Annotated in this window: 21 protein-coding genes; 10 read left to right on the plus strand and 11 right to left on the minus strand. The window is 68.9% G+C overall.

The window, feature by feature from the left end:
• Positions 1 to 61: 61 nt before the first annotated feature.
• From ACFVV5_RS10830 to ACFVV5_RS10840, 3 genes are read right to left on the minus strand one after another with little or no spacing between them, the layout of a single operon-like run.
• Positions 62 to 976 carry a carbohydrate ABC transporter permease gene (locus ACFVV5_RS10830; protein WP_387243254.1) on the minus strand — a complete coding sequence of 305 codons (915 nt, stop codon included), beginning with the start codon at positions 974 to 976 and terminating at the stop codon, positions 62 to 64.
• Positions 973 to 1,935, minus strand: a complete 963-nt coding sequence (locus ACFVV5_RS10835; protein WP_387243257.1) for a carbohydrate ABC transporter permease — start codon at positions 1,933 to 1,935, stop codon at positions 973 to 975. Before ACFVV5_RS10835 ends, ACFVV5_RS10830 begins: the two co-directional genes overlap by 4 nt.
• A 9-nt stretch (positions 1,936 to 1,944) precedes the next feature.
• Positions 1,945 to 3,186, minus strand: coding sequence for an extracellular solute-binding protein (locus ACFVV5_RS10840; protein ID WP_387243260.1), 1,242 nt, complete (start codon positions 3,184 to 3,186; stop codon positions 1,945 to 1,947).
• A gap of 342 nt (positions 3,187 to 3,528) precedes the next feature.
• Here ACFVV5_RS10840 and ACFVV5_RS10845 point away from each other — a divergent pair, with 342 nt between their 5' ends.
• Genes ACFVV5_RS10845 through ACFVV5_RS10875 form a run of 7 tightly spaced genes read left to right on the plus strand, consistent with a single transcriptional unit; the run spans position 3,529 to position 10,429 of the window.
• Entirely contained in the window at positions 3,529 to 4,425 is an 897-nt protein-coding gene (locus ACFVV5_RS10845) for an SIS domain-containing protein (protein ID WP_387244124.1), read from the plus strand.
• Positions 4,422 to 5,414, plus strand: a complete 993-nt coding sequence (locus ACFVV5_RS10850) for an ROK family protein (protein ID WP_387243263.1) — start codon at positions 4,422 to 4,424, stop codon at positions 5,412 to 5,414. The genes ACFVV5_RS10845 and ACFVV5_RS10850 overlap by 4 nt, the downstream gene beginning before the upstream one ends.
• Positions 5,411 to 6,331: a 1-phosphofructokinase family hexose kinase gene (locus ACFVV5_RS10855; RefSeq protein ID WP_387243266.1), complete on the plus strand. Its 921-nt coding sequence runs from the start codon at positions 5,411 to 5,413 to the stop codon at positions 6,329 to 6,331. The genes ACFVV5_RS10850 and ACFVV5_RS10855 overlap by 4 nt, the downstream gene beginning before the upstream one ends.
• A gap of 17 nt (positions 6,332 to 6,348) precedes the next feature.
• A complete protein-coding gene (locus ACFVV5_RS10860; protein WP_387243269.1) occupies positions 6,349 to 7,212 on the plus strand; it encodes a ketose-bisphosphate aldolase in 864 nt (287 codons plus the stop codon).
• Positions 7,209 to 7,994: a DeoR/GlpR family DNA-binding transcription regulator gene (locus ACFVV5_RS10865; RefSeq protein WP_387243272.1), complete on the plus strand. Its 786-nt coding sequence runs from the start codon at positions 7,209 to 7,211 to the stop codon at positions 7,992 to 7,994. The genes ACFVV5_RS10860 and ACFVV5_RS10865 overlap by 4 nt, the downstream gene beginning before the upstream one ends.
• Positions 7,991 to 9,154, plus strand: a complete 1,164-nt coding sequence (nagA, locus tag ACFVV5_RS10870; RefSeq protein WP_387243275.1) for an N-acetylglucosamine-6-phosphate deacetylase — start codon at positions 7,991 to 7,993, stop codon at positions 9,152 to 9,154. The genes ACFVV5_RS10865 and nagA (ACFVV5_RS10870) overlap by 4 nt, the downstream gene beginning before the upstream one ends.
• A gap of 27 nt (positions 9,155 to 9,181) precedes the next feature.
• On the plus strand, positions 9,182 to 10,429 hold the full coding sequence (locus ACFVV5_RS10875; protein WP_387243278.1) for a low temperature requirement protein A: 1,248 nt from the start codon (positions 9,182 to 9,184) through the stop codon (positions 10,427 to 10,429).
• A 149-nt stretch (positions 10,430 to 10,578) separates the two neighbouring features.
• Here ACFVV5_RS10875 and ACFVV5_RS10880 read toward each other — a convergent pair whose 3' ends face one another.
• From ACFVV5_RS10880 to ACFVV5_RS10890, 3 genes are all read right to left on the minus strand, one after another.
• Positions 10,579 to 11,742: an MFS transporter gene (locus ACFVV5_RS10880; RefSeq protein WP_387243281.1), complete on the minus strand. Its 1,164-nt coding sequence runs from the start codon at positions 11,740 to 11,742 to the stop codon at positions 10,579 to 10,581.
• Positions 11,743 to 11,913: 171 nt separating this feature from the next.
• A complete protein-coding gene (locus ACFVV5_RS10885) occupies positions 11,914 to 12,462 on the minus strand; it encodes a cysteine hydrolase family protein (protein WP_387243284.1) in 549 nt (182 codons plus the stop codon).
• A complete protein-coding gene (locus ACFVV5_RS10890; protein WP_387243287.1) occupies positions 12,459 to 13,931 on the minus strand; it encodes a purine-cytosine permease family protein in 1,473 nt (490 codons plus the stop codon). The genes ACFVV5_RS10885 and ACFVV5_RS10890 overlap by 4 nt, the downstream gene beginning before the upstream one ends.
• A gap of 96 nt (positions 13,932 to 14,027) precedes the next feature.
• Between ACFVV5_RS10890 and purU the strand changes: the two genes are divergently transcribed.
• From purU to nagA (ACFVV5_RS10905), 3 genes are read left to right on the plus strand one after another with little or no spacing between them, the layout of a single operon-like run.
• Entirely contained in the window at positions 14,028 to 14,909 is an 882-nt protein-coding gene (gene purU / locus ACFVV5_RS10895) for a formyltetrahydrofolate deformylase (RefSeq protein ID WP_387243290.1), read from the plus strand.
• A gap of 22 nt (positions 14,910 to 14,931) precedes the next feature.
• Positions 14,932 to 15,294: a YrdB family protein gene (locus ACFVV5_RS10900; RefSeq protein WP_387243293.1), complete on the plus strand. Its 363-nt coding sequence runs from the start codon at positions 14,932 to 14,934 to the stop codon at positions 15,292 to 15,294.
• 13 nt (positions 15,295 to 15,307) lie between these two features.
• Positions 15,308 to 16,462: an N-acetylglucosamine-6-phosphate deacetylase gene (gene nagA, locus ACFVV5_RS10905; RefSeq protein WP_387243296.1), complete on the plus strand. Its 1,155-nt coding sequence runs from the start codon at positions 15,308 to 15,310 to the stop codon at positions 16,460 to 16,462.
• Positions 16,463 to 16,559: 97 nt separating this feature from the next.
• Here the strand turns inward: nagA (ACFVV5_RS10905) and nagB are convergent, their stop codons facing one another.
• The 5 genes from nagB to ACFVV5_RS10930 are packed head-to-tail and all read right to left on the minus strand — an operon-like array spanning position 16,560 to position 21,596.
• On the minus strand, positions 16,560 to 17,345 hold the full coding sequence (gene nagB / locus ACFVV5_RS10910) for a glucosamine-6-phosphate deaminase (RefSeq protein WP_387243299.1): 786 nt from the start codon (positions 17,343 to 17,345) through the stop codon (positions 16,560 to 16,562).
• A complete protein-coding gene (locus ACFVV5_RS10915; RefSeq protein ID WP_387243302.1) occupies positions 17,346 to 18,239 on the minus strand; it encodes an ROK family protein in 894 nt (297 codons plus the stop codon).
• Positions 18,236 to 19,771, minus strand: a complete 1,536-nt coding sequence (locus ACFVV5_RS10920; RefSeq protein ID WP_387243305.1) for a glycoside hydrolase family 3 protein — start codon at positions 19,769 to 19,771, stop codon at positions 18,236 to 18,238. The genes ACFVV5_RS10915 and ACFVV5_RS10920 overlap by 4 nt, the downstream gene beginning before the upstream one ends.
• Complete coding sequence (locus tag ACFVV5_RS10925; RefSeq protein ID WP_387243308.1) at positions 19,768 to 20,667, minus strand: carbohydrate ABC transporter permease; 900 nt, start codon at positions 20,665 to 20,667, stop codon at positions 19,768 to 19,770. Before ACFVV5_RS10925 ends, ACFVV5_RS10920 begins: the two co-directional genes overlap by 4 nt.
• Positions 20,667 to 21,596: a carbohydrate ABC transporter permease gene (locus ACFVV5_RS10930; protein WP_387244127.1), complete on the minus strand. Its 930-nt coding sequence runs from the start codon at positions 21,594 to 21,596 to the stop codon at positions 20,667 to 20,669. The genes ACFVV5_RS10925 and ACFVV5_RS10930 overlap by 1 nt, the downstream gene beginning before the upstream one ends.
• Between the last annotated feature and the right edge of the window lie 91 nt (positions 21,597 to 21,687).

Consider the following 21,687-nt stretch of genomic DNA (forward strand, 5'->3'; position numbering starts at 1 on the left):
GGTCGAAAGCGCGGCTTTCGACCCAGCAACTCAGGACTCGACTGCGGGGCGGGGCTCGCGGCTACTTGACGCTGCCCTGCGTGAGGCCGCCGACGAGACGCTTCTCGATGAGCATGAACAGAATCACCACCGGGATGACCGCGACCACGGAGACCGCGAACACGTACTGCCACGCCGCGTCGTACTGGCCCACGAACTTCGTGAGCGCGACCGACAGCGGCTGGTTCGCATCCGTCGACAGGATCACCAGGCTCGCCGCGAACTCGTTCCACGACGCGACGAACGTGTAGATGATCGCCGTGACGATGCCCGGCCACACCAGCGGCAGCTGCACCCGGAAGAGCACCGTCCACTTGCCCGCGCCGTCGAGCTGCGCGGCCTCGTCGATCTCCTTCGGAACACCGGCGAAGAAGTTGTGCATGATCCAGATGGCGAACGCCAGGTTGAACGCCGCGTTGATGAGGATCATCGCCAGCCACGTGTCGTTGATCCCGATCGCCACCATCTCTTTGAAGAGACCCGTGGCGAGCACGGTCGGCTGCAGCATCTGCGTCACGATCACCAGGAACAGGAACACCCCGCGCCCCAAGAACCGGAACCGCGCTGTGTAGTACGCGGCCGGCACGCAGACCAGCAGCACGAGCGCCGTGGCGAACACCGAGATCACGATGGTCGAGATCAGGTTCTCGGGCAGCGGCGTCTCGGGCGTCGACCACATCGTGATGTAGTTCTCGGGATGCCACGTGCTCGGCAGATAGGTGGGCGGCACCGCGAGGATGTTGTCCCGGCTCTTGAACGACCCGATCAGCATGATGAGATACGGGATGACGAAGACGAGCGCGATGACGAGTCCGGCGATCATCCGGCCGACGACGCGTCCGGAGAACCGGCTCTGCGGCGACCGCCGGCGCCGCGCGGGTCTCGCCGGTGCACCCGGGCCGTCGAGCGTGATGGAGGCGGGGGCCGGTGCGGTCACGAGACCTCCTTCATCGGCTTCACGATCCACAGGTAGAGGGCGACGACCACCAGCACGATCAGGAAGTTGATCACGCTCAGCGCGCTCGACAGGTCGATGCGCTGCTCGTTCTGCAACAGCTTGAACACGTAGGTCGTGGTCGTGTCGGCCTTGTAGCCCGGGATCGAGCCGGTCATCAGTTTGAGGATCGGGAGGGAGTTGAACACGTTGATGATGTTGATCAGGCTCGCGAGCGCGATCGCGTTGCGCAGGTTCGGCAGGGTGACGCCGAAGTAGGTGCGCATCGCCCCCGCCCCATCGACCTTCGCCGCCTCGAGCATGTCGCCCGGGATGCCCGCGAGTCCGGCGAGCAGCGTGTAGGTGGTGAACGGCAGCGACACGAACACCGCGATCGCGATCGACGACGCGAACGCCGGGATCGGCTCCTTCGTGAACCCGAAAGGCTCGGCGAGCAGGTGGATGTCCACCAGGAACTTATTGATGATGCCGTAGAACGGGTCGAGACCGTAGACGAAGACCGTGGTGGTCATCACCACGCTGGCCGCCCAGGGCACCAGGATGGCCATCCGGACCCATTGCCGCCCCGGGAAGTTCTTGTTGAGGAACTGCGCGAGCGCCAGCGAGATCACGACGGTCAGCACGACGACCGATGCCACCCAGAGCAGCGTGTTGAACAGGATGCCCGGAAGCTCGGGCCGGGAGAGCACGGTGACGAAGTTCTGGAGGCCGACCGAGCCGTGGTCGACGCCCGCCACCGAGATGCGCCGGGTGGAGTTGAAGATCATGTAGCCGGCCGGGAACAGCACGACTCCGAAGATGAGGATGAGGGCGGGCAGCGTCCACGGGACCGCGTGCCAGAGGTCGACGGCTCCTCCGCCCGGTCGCGGCCGTCCGTTCGCCCCGCGACGGGGACGGCCGGTGGCCGCCCCCGTCTGAGGTGTCTCGATGGTGTTACTCATACCGTTCGGTTACTTGCCGTCGGCTTTCGCCTGGATCGACTTCAGCAGGTCCGCCGGGTTCGCACCCTGGCCGAGCTGACCGATCTGGCTCTGGATGGCGCCCTGCGCCGCAGCCCAGTTCGCGTTGGTCGACGGGTAGAACTTCGCGTTCGGCAGCAGGTCGAGGAACGGCTTGATGGTCTCGTTGGAGGCCATCGCCTCGGCGCCGGTCTTGGTGGTCGGCAGAAAGCCTTCCGCACCGACCCACTTGCTGTAGACGGGCGCGCTGTAGAAGTAGTCGAGGAACTTCTTGATCGAGGCCGTCTTGTCGGTCTTGTTCTTGAACGCCATCAGGTGGTCGGCGACACCGAGCGTGAACGCGGAGCCGTCCTTGGTGGGGATGGGCGCGATGCCGTACTGCAGCGCCGGGTTCTTGTCCTTGATCTGGGCGACGATCGGCGGGAGTCCGATCTGCATGCCGACCTTGCCCTGGATGAACACGTTCATCAGCGGCGTGCGGTTCGTCGATCCCGGGTTGGCCTCGGTGACGCCCGCCTTGATGAGCTTCTGCATCTCGGTGGCTCCGGTGACGTTCTCCGGGCTGTCGATGGTCAGCTTCTTGGCGTCGCCGTAGCCGCCGCCCGCTCCGTAGAACCAGATCGCGGTCTCGGCCTGGGCCTCTTCGGCTCCGAGGGGCATGCCGTAGCCGACCGTCCCGGAGGCCTTCAGCTTGGCTGCGTCGGCTTCGAGCTCTGCCCAGGTCTTGGGCGGGTCGGTGAGGCCGGCCTTGGTGAAGAGGTCCTTGTTGTAGAACAGCGCGCGAGCGGAGGCGATGAACGGCAGGCCGTACTGCGTCCCGTCGATGCTCGCGTTGTCTTTGAAGGCGGTCTGGAAGTCGTCCAGCGTCTTCGACGACACGATGTCCTTGGCCGGGTAGAGCAGATCGTCGGCCGCGAAGCCCGCGAAGGCGTCGATGTTGAGGATGTCGGGCTGCTTGCCCGCCTGCACCTTGGTCTTGATGACGTTGTTGATGTCGGTCCAGGATTCGACGTCGAGGTTCACCGTGATGCCGGAGTTCTTCGCCTCGAAGTCCTTGATGATCTGCTGCCACTCCGCCTTGGTGTTGTCGGAGTAGCTGGCGACCATGAGGTCGAGTGTCTGGGCGCCGCCCGACGCGCTGCCGGATCCGCCGCCGAACCCGCAGGATGCGAGCGTCATGGTGGCGGCTGTCGCCATTGCGACAGCGGCTCCCCACCGCAGAGACTTCTTCATTGACTTCCTCACTCTCGAATGGAACGTCCGTCGCTGAATTTCGAAGTACCTCTGCGCGACGGTGCGCCTGGGATGATGCTTTATGACTCATTTGCGCCGCAAATAACCATTTGCATTCAATTGATGATCGAATCATTGCGCGCTGCCAGGAATACGTCAAGGAAAGTGCCCGAGATCGTTACACGTCGTTTACACGCGCCGCATCCGGATGCCCGGGATCGGTCGATCACGATTGAAGATGATCACTAGACAGACATATCGCTCATAAGTAATCATTGACTCATCAAGGACGACTGAACAGGAGACGATGCAGTGACGGAACGATCCCCGCTGGGTGAGCACATGGAGGCGGAGCTCCGCTCGCAACCGGAGACCTGGGCGCGCGCCGTCGAGCTGCGAGCCGAGCAGAAGCTCCTTCCCGCGTCGGGCGAGCGCATCGCTGTCGTCGGCTGCGGGACCTCCTGGTTCATGGCCCAGTCGTACGCCGCGCTCCGCGAGAGCGCCGGACTCGGCGTCACCGACGCGTTCGCCGCCTCAGAGGCGCCGGGCGTCTCCCGACCGTTCGACGCCCGCGACTACGACGCGATCGTCGCGATCACCCGCTCGGGCACGACGACCGAGGTTCTCGAACTCCTCGACGCTGTGCGCGCATCCCGAAGCACTGCGCGCACCGTCGGCATCGTCGGCGACCCGGAGGCGCCGCTCGTCGACCTCGTCGACGACGTGGTGAAGCTGCCCTTCGCCGACGAGCAGTCGGTCGTGCAGACCCGGTTCGCCACCACGGCCCTCGCCTTCGTTCGTGCGTCGCTCGGCGAGAACCTCGACCGTGCGATCGAGGATGCCGCGGCGGCCGTCGCGGAAGAGCTCGACGCCGATCTCGTCTCCGCCGAGCAGTACTCGTTCCTCGGAGCCGGCTGGACCGTCGGCCTGGCCCACGAGGCGGCCCTCAAGATGCGCGAGGCGTCCCAGTCGTGGACGGAGTCGTACCCGGCCAAGGAGTACCGTCACGGGCCGATCTCGATCGCTGCTCCAGGGCGGGTGACCTGGATGTTCGGCGAGGCTCCCGACGGACTGGCCGCTGATGTGGCGAACACCGGCGCCCGCTTCGAGAACGCCCCCCTCGACGGACTCGCCGACCTGGTGCGCGCGCAGCGCGTCGCTCTCGCGCGTGCACGCCGATTCGAACTCGACCCGGATCGTCCGCGCAACCTCACGCGATCTGTCATTCTGGCCTCGTGAACGCAGTGTCGCCCACCCCCCTCCGCTCCGGCACCGTCGCTCTCGGTGCCGGCCACGCTGTGCTGGCGTTCGACGTGGGCGGCACCGATATGAAGGCCGCGCTGATCGACGAGGCCGGCGAGATCCGGGCGCTGGAGCGCATCCGCACTCCCCTCGACGGCGACAGGACAGCCGACTTGGTGGTCGAGGCGGTCGCGCGGCTGTCCGAGCGGTTCCGGGCCGAGCACGCGGACATCGCGCCGCGCGCAGTCGGTCTTCTCGTCCCGGGCCATGTGGACGACGAGGCCGGCGTCGGCGTCTTCTCCGAGAACCTCGGCTGGCGCGACTACCCGTTCCGCGATCGCGTGGCGGACGCGGTCGGCCTGCCGGTGTCGTTCAGCCACGATGTCCGCGGCGCCGGCGAGGCGGAGCATCGGCTGGGCGCCGCCGCACCGTTCCGCGACGTGGTCGTGATGGCGATCGGCACCGGGATCGCCGGCGCGATCTTCATCGACGGAAGACTGTATGCCGGTGGCGGCATGGCCGGCGAGATGGGCCACTCGCGTGTGGCGGACGGGCCGGAGTGCGCCTGCGGCGGTCGCGGCTGCCTCGAAGCGGTGGCCTCGGCGGCGGCGATCGCGCGGCGGTACAGAGCCCGCACGGGCATCCCGGTCACCGGCTCGAAAGACGTGCTCGACCGCGCGCAGGCCGGCGACGACGACGCCCGGCTCATCTGGGAGAGCGCCCTCGACGCGCTCGCCCTCGACCTGTCGCACACCGTCGCGCTGCTCGCCCCGGAGGCGATCGTGATCGGCGGCGGGCTCTCGCAGGCGGGCGCGGCCCTCTTCGAGCCGCTCGCAGAACGACTGGATGCTCTGCTCACCTTCCAGCGACGCCCCGTGCTGCTGCGCGCGAGCATCGGCGAAGACGCCGGCGTGATCGGCGCCGCCCTCCGCGCCCGCGACCAGCTCGACGCACCCGAGCGCTCATCGCTGGAGGCCACCGCGTGATCCTCACCGTCACCCCCAATCCGGCCATCGATCTCACCTACCGGGTGGCGTCGCTCGACGTCGGCGAGACCCATCGTGTCGCGCCTCCGGCCGTCCGCGCCGGCGGGAAGGGCCTCAACGTCGCACGCGTGATCGCGCAGACCGGCAGCGCCGCGTTCGCCCTCACGACCGCCGGCGGCCCCTCCGGCCTGCGGCTCGCCGACGACCTGCTCGCGAGCGGCCTGCCCCATGAGCTCGTGCCGGTCGCCGCGCCGACCCGCAGCAGCGTCGCGATCGTCGACGAGACCAGCGGGCACACGACGATCTTCAACGAGACCGGCGGAGCTCTCTCGCCCGCCGAGTGGGCTGCCCTTCATGACGCCGTCGAGCGCCTCGCCGTTCCGGCCACCTGCCTCGTCGGGTCGGGAAGCCTGCCTCCGGATGCGCCGGACGACTTCTACGCGCGCCTCGTCCAGGTCGCCGCCGCGCGCGGCATCCCGAGCATCGTGGACGCGACCGGCCCCGCGCTGCTCCTCGCCGCGGAGGCCGGTGCGACTGTGCTCAAGCCGAACCGCCGCGAGCTCACCGAGAGCACCGGAGAGGCCGACCCGGTCGCCGGAGCGGCCAGGCTCCTCGAGCTCGGCGCACGACTGGTGCTCGTCTCGCTCGGCGAAGACGGGATGCTCGCCATCACCTCTGACGCCCCGGGCGGCTCCCTCCGAGCCGCTCTCCCCCAGCCGCTGCGCGGCAACGCCACCGGCGCGGGCGACGCAGCGGTCGCCGCCGTCGCCAGCTGTCTCGCCGAGGGACTGACCGATCCGGCCGCGATCGTCAGCCGGGCCACCGCCTGGTCCGCCGCAGCCGTGCTCGCCCCGCTCGCGGGCGACCTCCACCCCTCCTATCCGGAACTCGAGGCCCGCCTCGTGCTGTCCGCCTGACCACAGAGAGCCGAACGATGCCGCTCGTCCCCACCGCAGACCTCCTCCATGCCGCCGTCGCCCGTCGAACCGGGGTCGGAGCCTTCAACGTCATCCACCTGGAGACCGCCGAGGCCCTGGTCGCCGCCGCCGAGGATGCCGCGCTCCCGGTCATCCTGCAGATCTCGCAGAACTGCGTGGCCTACCACGGGGGGCTCGAGCCGATCGCCCTCGCCACCCTCGCCGTCGCGGCCGGATCGCAGGCCCACGTCGCCGTGCACCTCGACCACGCCGAAGACGAGGAGCTCACCAGGCAGGCCATCGACCTGGGCTTCGGCTCGGTGATGTTCGACGGCGCCGCGCTCGACTACGAACGGAATGTGGAGGCGACGGTCCGGGTCGTCGAATACGCCCACGCCAACGATGTCTTCGTCGAGGCCGAGCTCGGCGAGATCGGCGGCAAGGACGGCGCCCACGCACCGGGCGTGCGCACCGACCCCGAGGAGGCACGGCGCTTCGTCGACGAGACCGGCGTCGACGCCCTCGCCGTCGCGGTCGGCAGCTCGCACGCCATGACCGAGCGCACGGCCGCGCTCGACCTCGACCTGGTGGCGCGGCTCCACGCCGCTGTGCCGGTTCCCCTCGTGTTGCACGGTTCATCGGGCGCCTCGGATGAGACGATCGTGTCGGCGATCCGTTCCGGCATCACCAAGGTCAACGTCTCCACCCACCTCAACGGCTTCTTCACGGATGCCGTGCGCCGCTACCTGAGCGAGCATCCGGAGGTGGTCGACTCGCGCCGCTATGTGCGCGAGGGACGCTCCGCGGTGGCTGCCGAGGCGGCACGCCTCCTCACGCTCTTCGCCGTGACGGAACCCGTGTCCGAAGGAGCGACCCCATGAACCGAGCGGAGCGGCTCAACGCCGTCATGGACCTGCTCGCCGAGTCCGGCCAGATCGACGTGGACGACCTCGTGGTCAAGCTCGACGTCTCCGCGGCGACCGCCCGCCGCGACCTCGATGCCCTGGCCTCGCAACAGCTCCTGACCCGCACGCGCGGCGGCGCCGTCGGCCAGTCCGTGGCCTACGACCTGCCCATCCGCTACAAGAAGGAGCAGCACGCGCCCGAGAAGCTGCGGATCGCGCTGGCCGCGAGCGCCCTCGTGCCGCGCGGCGCCGTCGTCGGGCTCTGCGGAGGCACGACCAGCACGGCGGTCGCCACGGTGCTCGGCTCGCGACCCGACCTCATGGAGCCGTCGCCGCATCCCAACCTGACGGTCGTCACCAACGCGATCAACATCGCCGCCCAGCTCGTGATGCGCCCCCAGATCAAGACCGTCGTCACCGGCGGCGTGGTGCACGCCCGATCGTACGAGCTGGTCGGCCCGTACAGCGACGTCGTGCTCGAGAAGATCACGATGGACATCGCCTTCATCGGGGTCAACGGCATCGACCCGATCATCGGCGCGACCGTGCACGACGAGGGCGAGGCCAGCGTGAACTCCCTGATGGCCCGCCGCGCGACGCGTGCGGTCGTGGTCGCAGACTCGAGCAAGATCGGGCGCAAGGCATTCGCGACGCTCGGCGGGGCGAAGATCCTGAACACCCTCATCACCGACAGCGGCATCACCGACGAGCAGCGGGCGTCCTTCGTGGACCAGGGCATCGAGGTGATCGTCGCGTGAGCGGCGCGACCCTCATCCACTCTGCTCGGCTGGTCAGCGGCGGGCGTGTGCGCCCGGACGCGTGGGTGCGGTTCGCCGGCGACTCCATCGCCGAGACAGGCGTGGGAGACGGCTGGCGCGCGTTCGAGGAGGGCGGCGAGCCCACCGCGGTCGTCGACGCCGACGGAGCCTGGCTCACCCCCGGATTCGTCGACATCCACAACCACGGCGGAGGCGGGGCCGCCTTCGACGACGGCCCGGAGGGCATCCGCACCGGCCTCGACCTGCACCAGGCGCACGGCACCACCCGGTTCGTGGTCTCGCTCGTCACCGCCCCGGTCGAGGTGCTGGCGGAACGCGTCGCCACGGTCGCCGGGCTGATGCCCCACGACCCGCGCATCCTCGGCTCGCACCTCGAAGGCCCGTTCCTGGAGGTGGGGCACAAAGGGGCCCACGATCCGGCTCTGCTGCGATCGGCGACCTCCGGCGACATCGAGCGACTGCTCGACGCCGCCGCAGGAACCCTGCGCCAGATCACCCTGGCGCCCGAGCTGCCCGGCGGGCTGGGGGCGGTGCGTGCGTTCAGCGCAGCCGGAGTCGCCGTTGCCGTCGGGCACACGGGAGCCGACTATGCGCAGACGCTGGCCGCCTTCGACGCCGGGGCGAGCATCCTGACCCATGCCTTCAACGGCATGGACGGCATCCACCATCGCGCTCCGGGCCCGGTCGGCGCCGCCGCCCGCACGCCGGGCGTCACGCTGGAGATCATCAACGACGGGATCCACGTGCATCCGGAGGTCGTCCGCCTCGCCTTCTCCGGGGCTCCCGGGCGCATCGCGCTCATCACCGACGCGATGGCGGCGGCCGGCAGCAGCGACGGGGAGTACGGTCTCGGGTCGCTGTCGGTCACCGTGAGAGACGGCGTCGCGCGCCTCACCGAGGGCGGCTCCATCGCCGGATCCACCCTCACCCTCGACGATGCGCTCCGCCGGGCGGTCACCGAGGTCGGCGTCAGCATCGAGGAGGCTGTGCTCGCGCTCACCTCCACTCCCGCCACCGCGATCGGCCGGGGACACGACCTCGGCAGCCTCGAACCCGGCTACGCCGCCGACGCCGTGATGCTCGACGATGACTTCCGCGTGCTGCAGGTCTGGACGGCCGGGAAACCCGCCGGACGCTAATCCCCGCGGGTCGCTACGATTGCGCGCATGACACCCGTCGGCTTCGCGCGCGACCTCATCAGACCCGACCTCGGACACGAGTCCCACCGCGTCACCTACGTCGAACTGTTCTTCGACCTGGTGTTCGTCTTCGCCGTCACACAGATCTCCCACATCCTGCTCCACGAGCAGTCCGGCATCGACCTGGTGCACACGATCATGCTCACCGCGGCCGTCTGGTGGGTGTGGGTGTTCACGACCTGGGCAGCCAACTGGCTCAACCCCGAAACCGGCTGGGTGCGCGGCCTGTTCATCGTGCTCATGCTGCTCGGGATGCTCATGTCGAGCGCGATTCCCGAGGCCTTCGGCGCCAAAGCACTCCTGTTCGCCGGCTCGATGGTGCTGATGCAGCTCGGTCGCAGCGTGTTCACGATGCTCGCCTTCGCGCGCACCCAGCCCGAGCACGCCGTCAACTTCGTGCGCATCACGCTGTGGCACATCCTGCCCGGCATCTTCTGGATCGCCGGGGCGCTCGCGCCGGAGGACGCCAGGCTCTGGTGGTGGCTCGCGGCGCTCCTGGTCGACTACGTCGGGCCGCGCATCCGGTTCTGGATCCCCGGGCTCGGCGGCTCACCGCTGTCGACGTGGAACGTGTCCGGCCAGCACATGGCCGAGCGGGTCAGTCTCTTCCTCATCATCGTGCTGGGCGAGTCGATCATCGTCACCGGCACGTCGTTCAGCGAGCATCCGCTCGACCTGGAGCACGGGTTGGCCTTCCTCGCCGCCTTCACTGGGACCGTGCTGCTCTGGCTGCTCTACTTCAACCACGGCGAACGCGGCGGCAGCGACTACATCTCGCGGGCGTCCGAGCGCGGGATGATCGCCCAGACGGCTTACACATACATCCCTGTGCTGATGGTGTTCGGCGTGGTGCTGGCGGCGGTGGCGGACGGCCTCGTGCTCGAGCATCCGTCGGACGCCGCCGGCATCTGGGTGGCCGGCCTGGCCTGCGGTTCGTCGGCCGCCTACCTGCTCGGCAATGTCCTGTTCCGTCGCGCGGTCGGAGGGCGCTGGCTGTACGGGCATCTGATGGGCATCGCGCTCCTGGCCGTGCTCTTCGGATTCGCGCCCCTGCTGTCGGCTTTGGTGCTGTCGTGGCTCGTGAACCTCGTGCTCGCGGTCGCTGTTATCGCCGACGAGTTCGCCTCCCGTCGCGACGGGCGCCGCACAGGCCCGGCGGCGGCGTCCGCCGGTGCGAGCTCGACACCCACTCCTCACTCCGGCCCGCGCTCGTGAGTCGTTCCAAATTGTCGTTAAAGGCCCCGAAATCGCCCGCATAACGACACTTTGGAACGACTCACGACCTGCCAGCGTGCGTGGATGTGGACAACTTGGGACCGTAGCGACCCGCCGCTTCTCGGCGATCGCGCGCCGGCGGCCGCCGGCTACGCCAGCTGCCGGGCCCGCGTCACGCGGCCGATCACGACGACGAGCACGAGCGCCACGGCGAGCAGGCCGATGTAGAGGTACGGCAGGGTCATCAGGCCGCCCGCGTCGAAGATCACCGCGCCGAGCAGCGCGCCGCCGCCGATCCCGATGTTGAACGACGTCGTGTAGAGCGCACTCGCGGTGTCGCGGAACGCCGGCGACGACGTGTGCAGGAGCCGCGTCTGCAACAGCGGGGGCAGTGCGCCGAACGACAGCCCCCAGAGCACGAAGGCCCCGATGGCGAGCACCGGAATCGCGGCGAACACCGCGAGCGCCACCACCGAGATCCCCGTGACGACGAGCGCCAGGATGAGTCCCAGCTGCGGGCGCGGACCGAACACCGAGCCCGCGATCACCAGACCGCCGGCGCCGGCGATGCCGTAGAAGAACAGCAAACCGCCCACGTTCCCGGAGGGCACACCCATCGCGTCGGTGAGGAACGGGACGACGAACGTGTAGAAGGAGTAGTGGCCGATCATGGTCACCGCGGCCACCAGGCACACCATCACCACGGCGAGGATCGTGGCGTCCTTCGGCCGGGCGGTGCCGCGCACGCGACGCGGCCGGGTGTCTTCGTCACGTTCCACGGCGGGAAGGAACTTCCAGACCAGCGCGGCCCCGACCAGCATCAGCACCGCCAGGAACGCGAACGACAGCCGCCAGCCGAAGAGATGGCCGGCGAACGTGCCGAGCGGAACGCCGAGCACGAAGGCGAGGGTGCCGCCGCCGAGGGTGATCGAGACGGCGCGGCCGATCTGCTCCTTGGGCACGAGGTGGCCGGCGTAGGCGCCGACGATCGACCAGAACATCCCGTGCGCGACGCCGCCGAGGATGCGCGAGATCACGACGAACGTGTAGTCGGGCGCGACGGCGGTGAGCAGGTTGCTGACGGCCAGCACGATGAGGATGCCCACGATCATCCCGTGCCGTGGCCAGCGCTTGGTCAGGGCGGTGAGCGGCGTGCTGGTGATGACCACCGTGAAGGCGAACACCGTGACGAGCAGGCCGATCTGGGCCTCGCTCACCCCGAGCGAGGCACTCATGTCGGGCAGGAGCCCGGTGGGGATCATCTCGCTGGTGACGGAGAGGAAGACGGCGCCGGCGAGAGCGATCAACCCCACCCAGGGGAATTTCGGTACGGTTTTCAGTGGCGACGTTGAAGTGGCAGACATGACGAGGCTGTCCAACGAATGGCGTTCCCCGCCCATTCCGGTTTCACCACGAACGGCAGGTCGACTACGCGCTGATGTGCGCGCCCAGGGCCGCACGACGTTCGACGACCATCAAGCAGTTTAGCGGATGCCCGCCAGAACGCGCTGGGAGTCAGAGATCTCGATCAGCGGGGCGTACAGCGCCATCGCGTCGAGGGCACGCTGATGGTCGGTCTCGCTGAGCCCCGCGCACGCGTCGGCCGCCACGCGGACCCGCACTCCCGCATCCGCCGCCCCGAGCGCCGTCGAGAGCACGCAGCAGTCGGTCGACACCCCGGCGAGCACGATCTCGTCGCTGTCTCCGAGCGCGTCCGCCAGGTCGGGGCCCCACTTGCCGAACGTCGTCTCCGTGACCACCGGATGCCCGGTCGCCCGGAACGGCGCGACCAGATCGTAGAGCGGATCGTCGGCGGGCACGAGTGCGAACGGCCACTGCTCGTAGTACGGCACCCAGGCGCCCACCGGATGCTCGGGAGCGACGAACCGTGTGAAGACCACCCGATCGCCGAACGCCGGGAGCATGCGTCCGATCACTTCGGCGGCCTCGACGAACGCCGGGGTGAACCATTCGCTGGCGGGATCGCCGAACACGTACTGCATGTCGACGACGACGAGCGTCTGCTCGCTCACCGCTCCTCCTCCCGGCGGATCGCCGCGCGGCTGAAGATCAGGGTGCCGAGGTAGCCGATCAGCAGAGCCACCAGCACGCCCAGGTTCGCGAACGCCCAGTCGCCCTCTTTGCCGCCGATCGGGCCGAGCAGGTAGCCCTGCCAGGCGAGCCATGGCGCGAACGTGTTGGTGACGAGTCCCCAGCCGACCACGGTACCGATCACGACGAGTGAGATCGGCACCCAGCGCACACTGCCGTAGCGGCCGCGGCGGTCGTAGAGCTCCTTCTCGGCGTAGTCGCGCTTGCGCAGCTGGATGTCGGCGACGAAGATGCCGCACCAGGCGGCGATCGGCACGCCGAGAGTGATGAGGAACCCCTGGAACGGCCCGAGGAAGTTGCCGGCGAAGAACACCACGTAGACGGCTCCCGCGGTCATGATGATGCCGTCGATGCCGGCCGCCACGTACCGGGGCACCTTCAGCCCGACGCTCAGCAGGGCGAGGCCGGACGAGTAGATGTCGAGTACGGCGCCGCCGACGAGGCCGAGGACGGCGACGATCACGAACGGCACGAGGAACCATGGCGGCAGCAGCGATGCGAGGGCGCCGATCGGGTCGGCGGCGATCGCCGTGTTGAGCTCTTTCGACGAGCCGGCGAGCAGGATTCCGAAGATCAGCAGGACGATCGGCGCCAGCGACGACCCGAAGGTCGTCCAGCCGACCACGCCGCTGCTCCGCGTCGAGCGCGGAAGGTAGCGCGAGTAGTCCGCCGCCGCGTTCACCCAGCCGAGACCGAAGCCGGTGAGCATGAAGACGAAGCCGCCGATCACGTGCGGCGTGTCGCCGGCCGGCAGGGCCGCGACCGCACCGAGGTCGATGTGGCCGAGAACGAGCACGATGTAGACCACGGTGAGGACGCCCGTGACGATCGTGATGATCATCTGCATCCGCATGATGAGGTTGAACCCGATGACGCCGCCGGCGATGATCAGGGCCGCGACCACGATGAGCGCGACGACCTGGGTGGCGACCCCGCCCTCCCAGCCCAGCTGGGTGAAGACGGTCGCGGTGGCGAGCACGGCCAGAGACGTCAACACGGTCTCCCAGCCCACCGTGAGCAGCCACGACAGGAAGGAGGGGAGCCTGTTGCCGTCGACACCGAAGATGGCCCGGCTCAGCACCATCGTGGGCGCCGAGCCGCGTTTGCCCGCGAGCGCGATGAATCCGCAGAGCAGGAACGAGATCACGATGCCGGCGACGCCGACGATGGTCGCCTGCCAGAACGAGATGCCGAACCCGAGCAGGAACGAGCCGTAGCTGAGGCCGAACACCGACACGTTCGCGCCGAACCACGGCCAGAACAGGTCGCGGGCGTGCCCTTTCCGTTCGCTCTCGTGGATGGTGTTGAGCCCGTTCAGCTCCACGCCGAGCCCTTGCACGGGTCCGGGCGCGGGCGGCGCGTCGGGTCTGTCCTCTCCGAGGCTTGTCATGCACCGATCCAACTTCACCCAGCCCCTCGCCGTCAATGGCAGACAGCGGCGTCGGGCCTTTCCAATAGTCGCCGCCGATCCCGCTACCCTGAACGGGTGATTGCTTCCATCGCCCCCGCCGCCGAAGCCCAGCCCAACCACTGGGTGCTCACCTTCAGCTGCGCCGACAAGCCCGGAATCGTCCACGCCGTCAGCGGCGCGATCGTGTCGGCGCGCGGCAACATCACCGAGAGCCAGCAGTTCACCAGCACCGACACCGGCCGCTTCTTCATGCGACTCCAGGTGGAGTCCGAGGCGACACGGGACGAGTTCGAGCAGGCGCTCGCCCCTGTCGTCGACGCGTTCGGGATGATCCACAACGTCGACAACGTCGGCCGGCCCCTCCGCACCCTCGTGCTCGCCTCCACGGCCGCGCACTGCCTCAACGACCTGCTGTTCCGCCAGCGCGCCGGTCAGCTGCCCGTCGAGATCCCGCTCGTGCTCTCGAACCACGGCGCGCTGCGCGACCTCGCCGGCTTCTACGGCGTCCCCTTCGAGTCGCGGCCGGTGACGGATGCGGCGGGCAAGGCGGCCTTCGAGGCCCGCGTGCTCGAGGCGGTCGAGGAGCACGACATCGAGCTGGTCGTGCTCGCGCGCTATATGCAGATCCTGTCGCCCGAGCTGTGCGAGCGTCTCGCCGGCCGCGCGATCAACATCCACCATTCGTTCCTCCCCGGCTTCAAGGGCGCGAACCCTTACCGCCAAGCGCACGCGCGCGGCGTCAAGCTGATCGGCGCGACCGCCCACTTCGTCACGAGCGACCTCGACGAGGGCCCGATCATCGAGCAGAACGTGGTGCGCGTCGACCACTCGCGCAGCGTGTCCGAGCTCGTCGCAATCGGTCAGGACGAGGAGAGCCGCACACTCACCCAGGCGGTCAAATGGTTCGCCGAAGACCGGGTTCTGCTCGACGGGGCGCGTACCATCATCTTCCGCTGACGCCGCCGCCTAGAATGTCCACGTGACCGACGCACCGAGCCAGCACAGCGACATCAAGATCGGACCGAACGACGTCCTCCGGTTCGTGCTGGAGCTGTTCGCGATCTTCTCGCTGGGCTTCTGGGGCTTCGTCGCCTGGCCACTGCCGTGGACCATCGTGATCGGCATCGGCGCACCGCTCATCGCCATCGTGCTCTGGGGGCTGTTCCGGTCGCCGAAGGCGGTGCTCCGCGTCGATCCCTTCGTCAAGGCGCTCGTCGAGATCGTCGTCATGCTCGCGGCCGCCTTCGCCTGGTGGGATCTCGGGCAGCCCGTCGTCGCCATCGTGTTCGCGGTGATCGCGACGGTCAGCGGCGTGATCAACGGACGCGCCGAGTTCCGATGAGAGACACGACATCATGACCGGCCTCGTCGTACACAGCGCACGCAAGGTCGACGCCGACGGTCTCGTCGACGACTTCTGGTTCGTCTCCAACGAAGATACGATCGTCGCGACGGGCTCGGGAACCGGCTGGCACGCCGCAGCCCAGGCGCCCGGCCGTGAGGTCGTCGACGCCGGCGGCCACTGGCTGACCCCCGGGTTCATCGACCTGCACTGCCATGGCGGCGGCGGTCATCCGTTCGACGACGGACCCGAGCAGATGCTGGAGGCCCTCGCCACCCACCGCGCGCACGGCACCACCCGCTCTCTGGTCTCGCACGTCGCCAACCCGCTCGCGTCGCTGCGGGAGAGCCTCTCGATCGTCGCCGATATCGCGGCGGCCGACCCGCTCGTGCTCGGCTCCCACCTCGAGGGGCCCTTCCTCGCCGTCGAGCGCCGGGGCGCGCACGACGCGGCCTTCCTCCGCGAGCCTGGACCCGAGATGGTCGAGGAGCTCATCGGGGCATCCCGCGGAACCATGCGCGTCGCGACCATCGCGCCCGAGCTGCCCAACGCCCTCGAGACGATCGGTGTCTTCATCGAGGCCGGCGTCGTGGTCGCGATCGGGCACACCGCGGCCGACTACGACCAGGCCGCTCGCGCGTTCGAGGTGGGGGCCCGGATGCTCACCCACGCGTTCAACGGGATGAACGGCATTCACCACCGGGCTCCCGGCCCGATCGTCGCCGCCTTCGAGAATCCGGAAGTCACCCTCGAACTCATCCTGGACGGCCTGCACGTGCATCCGAAGGTCGCCAAACTGGCCTTCGCGTCGGCGCCGGGCCGCGTGGCCCTGGTGACGGATGCGATGGCCGCTGCGGGGGCGAGCGACGGCGACTACCGGCTCGGCTCCCTCAACGTGACGGTGCGCAACGGGCTCGCCGTGCTCTCGGGGACGTCCACGATCGCCGGCTCGACGCTGACGCAGGACGTCGCGCTTCGCAACGCGGTCTCGCTCGTCGGCCTGGAGCCGACCCGCGCGGTGGAGGCGCTCACGCTGACGCCGGCGCGCGTGCTCGGCGAAGACCACCGCTTCGGGCGGCTGCACGCCGGTTACGCGGCCGACGCAGTCATCCTCGACCACGAGTGGAACGTGCGGCGCGTCTTCGCCGCCGGCCTCCCCCTCGTCTGACTCTCCGAGTCCCCCAGCAATTGAGTCCGGAGTTAATCGCCGAGCGGAGGGGCTCAGAACGCGATCTACTCCGGACTCGATTGCGGAGCGGACGGGGTCAGAGCGTCTGCCACTCCGGCTTGTTGGCGTAGGCGTACCGGTAGTAGTCGAGGTTGCGCAGGCGTGACGCGGCGGCCTCGTCGACGATGACCGTCGCGTGCGGGTGCAGCTGGATGGCCGAGCCCGGGTTGCTCGCCGAGACGGGCCCCTCGACGGCTCCGGCGACCGCCTCGGCCTTGCCCTCGCCGAAGGCGAGCAGCAGCAGGTGCCGGGCGCGCAGGATGGTGCCGAGCCCCTGCGTGATGCAGTGCATCGGCACGTCGGCTTCCGACGGGAAGAAGCGGGCGTTGTCGCGGCGGGTCTGCTCGGTGAGCGTCTTGACGCGGGTGGCCGACGCGAACGACGAGCCGGGCTCGTTGAAGCCGATGTGACCGTCGGTGCCGATTCCGAGGATCTGCACGTCCACTCCGCCGGCCTCGGCGATCGCCCGCTCGTAGTCGGCGCCTGCGTGCTCGATGCCGTTGAGCGAGCCGTTGGGCACGTGGATGAGCGACGGGTCGAGCCCGAGAGGCTCCACCACGTCGCGGGTGATCACCGAACGGTAGCTCTCCGGATGGCCCTCCGGCAGGCCGACGTACTCGTCGAGCGCGAACCCGCGCACGCGCGAGACGTCCACGCCCGTCGCGGAGACCTTCGCCGTGAGGGCGCGGTAGAGCGCGAGCGGCGTGGACCCGGTGGCGAGGCCGAGCACGGCATCCGGTGTGCGCACGATGAGGTCGACCAGGGTCTGCGCGGCGAGCTCGCCCGCCTGCTGCTGGTCGGAAACGACGACGATCTCTGCCACTTAGCTCTCTCCTACAAGTGCCGCACCGATGGCGGCGGCCGGTGATCCTTCGGGGATGAGGCGCACACGCTCGGGCAGCGAGAGCGACGCCAGGAACGGCGAGGCCTGCGCCCACTCGTCGAGCACCTCATGGACATCGCACAGCAGCCGGTCCCCGAGATGGCTGAGGCCGCCCCCGATGACGACGGAGTCGACGTCGACGGTGAGCACGAGGACCCGCACCGCGGCGGCGATGCCCTCAGCAAGCCTAGCCTTGATCGCCCTCGCCCCGGCGTCTCCGTCCGCTGCGGCGGCGAACAGTGAGCGAACGGGGAACGGATCGTCGGTGCGCCACTGCCGGGCCACGCCCGACCCGCTCGCGACCGTCTCGAGGCAGCCGCGCTGGCCGCAGGCGCAGAGCGCGCCGTTCGGGTCGACCGGGATGTGCCCGATCTCACCCGCGATCCCGTTCGCGCCGCGCCACAGCGCACCGTTGACGACGATGCCGGCGGCAAGTCCCGTCCCGAGATTGAGGTAGGCCATCGTGCCGTCGAGGGACATCAGGTGGTACGCGCCGACCGCGGCCGCGTTCACATCGTTCTCGATCCGCACCCCCACGCCGAGCCGGCCGGCCAGCTCGCCGGCCAGCTCGAGGCCCTCCAGGCCGAGGTTCACGGCGTGCGAGACATGGCCGGAGGAGCTGACCATGCCCGGGATGCCGATGCCGATCGACGTGAATCCGCTCGCCGGGAGCCCCGTGAGCTCTCCGATGCGCGACACCGCGGTCACGGCGGTCTCGACGACCGCCGTCGAGCCGAACCCGGTGGCGAGCCGGATGCGCTGGGCCAGGCCGCCCGCATCGTCGATGGCCACCGCATCCGTCTTGGTGCCACCGATGTCGATCCCGAGTCTCACGAGCCGGAGTCCAGGTACGACAGGAGGGCGCGGCCGACCAGGCGCGAAGCGCCGAACGTCGCGACGTCGGCATAGGCGCGGTCGTCGCTCGGCCAGCCCATGTCGACGACGACGACGCTGTCGCGCTCGGCGCGCAGCCGGTCGATGGCCTCGCGCGCGAAGGCGTGACGATGGTTGTCCTTGCCGATCACGAGCACCGGCGACTTGGCGGCGAGCACGAGGTCGGGGTGGTCGCCTTCGGTGAACACGACGAGCGGGTTGGCCGAGAACGCGCGGGCCACCTCCGAGTCCGGATCGGCGGCGGCCTCGGCGAACGGTCCCCACGGGGCGACGCCGACCGCGATGTTCGCCACGGTCTCGATCCGCACGACCGAGTACCGTCCGCGGTGCGCGCGCACGCGATCGACCGCATGCGGAGCGATGTCGAACGTCTCGATGGCGGCCGCGATGTCGGCCGGGTCGATAGACCCGGCATACGCGTCGTCCGGCACCGGGGTCTCCACCCGCGCGCGGTGAAGCTCGGCTGCCAGACCGAGCACGCGTTCCGCCGCTTCCGCGACGCGCGGCGCGGCCAGGCGACCGCTCTCGATGGCCGTCACGATCGCATCCTCGATGTCGCTGAGCTGATCGTCGGTGTTCTCGGTGCCGATGCAGAGCAAGTCGCAACCCGCGGCGAGCGCCAGCACGGCGGCCTCCGGGATGCCCGTCTCACCGCTCGCGCCCTTCATGTCGAGGGCGTCGCTCACCACGACTCCGGTGAAGCCGAGCTCGCCGCGCAGCAACCCCTCGATGATCGCCGGGCTGAACGTGGCGGGCCGCTCGGCGTCGAGCTGCGGGAGCAGGATGTGCGAGGTCATGACACTGCGCGCTCCGGCCTCGATCACCGCGCGGAACGGACGGAGCTCACGCTCGCGCAGCTGCTCCAGCGACAGATCGACCTCCGGAAGCACGAGGTGGGAGTCCTGTGCGGTGTCACCGTGTCCGGGGAAGTGCTTGGCGCAGACGGCCACGCCCGCCGACTGCAGCCCGCGGGTCCACGCCGCGCCCTGCTCGGCGACGACCTTCGGCGAGGAGCCGAAGCTGCGCACGCCGATGACCGGGTTGTCCGGGTTCGAATTGATGTCGACATCCGGTGCGAAGTCGAGGTTGCAGCCGGCGCGGCGCAGCTCCCAGCCCACCCGGCGCGCGACCGACTCGGTGTACGCGGCGTCGCCGCAGCGGCCCAGCACTGCGTTTCCGGGATACGGCGACCCGCTCTCGTAGTAGAGGCGGGTGACGTCGCCGCCCTCCTCGTCGATCGCGACGATCGCATCTGGGTTCGCGGCGTAGATCGCGTCGGTGAGCTCGCGGAGCTGGGCGAGCGACGTGATGTTCGGGCCGAACACGCACACTCCCCCGAGTCCGTCGCGCAGCCGGGCCGCCAGCCAGGAGGGCAGAGTCGTCCCCGCGAAACCGGGGAGCAGGGTCGCTGCGACCTGGCGGCGGAGGCTGACTGCGGGGAGGCTCTGTTCGGTGACGGACGGCCCGCTCACCCCTTCACCGCCCCGCTGACGAGGCCGCTGGTCATCCGGCCCTGCACGAAGAGGAAGAAGATGATCACCGGAACGGCGACGAGGGTCGACGCGGCCATGACCTGGCCCCAGTCGGTCGCGCGCGATGCCGACTGCTGGATGAACCCGCGCAACCACAGGGGCAGGGTCTGACTGGAGTTCTGCTGCAGGATGACGAGAGCCACCGTGAACTCGTTCCACGCCTGGAGGAACGCGTAGACACCGGAGGCGACGAGGCCGGGAGCCAGCAGGGGGAAGGTGATCCGCATGAACGCCTGCGTGCGGCTGAGACCGTCGACCATCGCAGCCTCCTCGAGGTCGGCCGGGATGCCCGCGACGAAGCCGCGCAGCATCCAGATCGTGAAGGGGACGACAGCGGCGATGTAGATGATGCTGACGCCGATGACCGTGTTGAGCAGCCCCAGACTTCCCATGAGCTTGTACTGCGCGATGAACAGGCCCTCCGCGGGGAGCATCTGGATGAGCAGCACGGCCAGCACGAAACCCCCGCGACCGCGGAACTTGAAGCGGCTGATCGCCAGGGCGGCGAGGAACGCGAACACGATGCAGAACACGACGGTGACGATCGCGATGATGAGGCTCATGCCGAGCGCCGGGAAGAAGCTCCCCCCGTTGATGACCGCGGCGAAGTTGTCGAACGAGCCGCCGAACGGGAGCCACGTGGGAACGCCGCCCTGCAGGACCACGTCGGGCAGCAGGGACGAGTTGACCATCCAGTAGACCGGGAACACCCAGATCAGCGAGATCACGACACCGAGGATGCCGAGGACCACGCGAGACGGCTTGATCCTGCGTTTGAATCTGCGGGGTCCGGTGACGTCGGCAGGGGCTTCGGCCCGGATAGTGAGTTGAGACATTACGACTCGTCCTCCTTGAGCAGGGTGCGCACGTAGAACCAGCTGATCGCGACGGTCAGGATGAGGACGAAGACCGAGACGGCGCTCGCCATCGCGAAGTCGCTGGAGCCGACGCCGAGCTGGTAGATGTAGGTGCCGAGCAGGTTGGTCTCGCTCGCGATCGAACCTTTGTCTTGCAGCAGTTTGATCTGCGTGAAGACCCGCAGATCCCAGATGATCTGGAGCAGCAGCACGATGCCGAGCACCGGCCGGATGATCGGCAGGATGATGAAACGGAGGCGCTGGAAGCCCTTCGCGCCGTCCATCTGGGCCGCTTCGAGCACCTCGCCGGAGACCTGCGTCAGGCCGGCATACACCGAGAAGGCGACGAACGGGACGCTCATCCAGACCACGATGACCATCGCGACGAAGAAGAACGAGAGTGGGTTCTGCAGCCAGTTGTGGTTCTGGAAGTCCAGCCCCCACGACGACAGCGTGTAGTTGACGACACCGCGCCGCCAGTCGAACAGCCAGTTCCAGACGGTCATCGCCGCGACGACGGGCATCGCCCAGGCCAGCAGCATCGAGATCTGAAGGGTGATGCGCACGGCCTTGTTGACCGCGTTCATCAGCAGGGCGAGACCGATGCCGATGACGACGGTGACGCCGGCCGTCACGAGGCAGAACGCGATCGAGCGGCCGACGACGACCCACATGTACGAGTCCGAGAACAGCGTGATGTAGTTCTGGAACCAGACGAAAGGCGCCGGCTGGCCGAACTGCTGGGCGAGCCCGAAGCTCTGCATCGAGGTGATGAGCTGCCACACGATGGGATAGCCCAGCGCGAGGATGAGGATGGCGACGGAGGGGATCAGCAGGGCGTACGGGGTGAACTGGATGCGCTTCTTGCGCACGGGCGACGCCTGCGGCGTGCGCGGGGCGGCCTTCACGGGCTCCTGGGTGGTTGTCACGTCTTTCCTCCTTCCTGAGAGTCTGAGGGCAGGAGCGGGGGCGCGGAAGGGTCTTCCGCGCCCCCGCCTG

It is taken from the genome of Leifsonia sp. NPDC058248 (genome assembly GCF_042881905.1).
Lineage (GTDB): Bacteria > Actinomycetota > Actinomycetes > Actinomycetales > Microbacteriaceae > Leifsonia.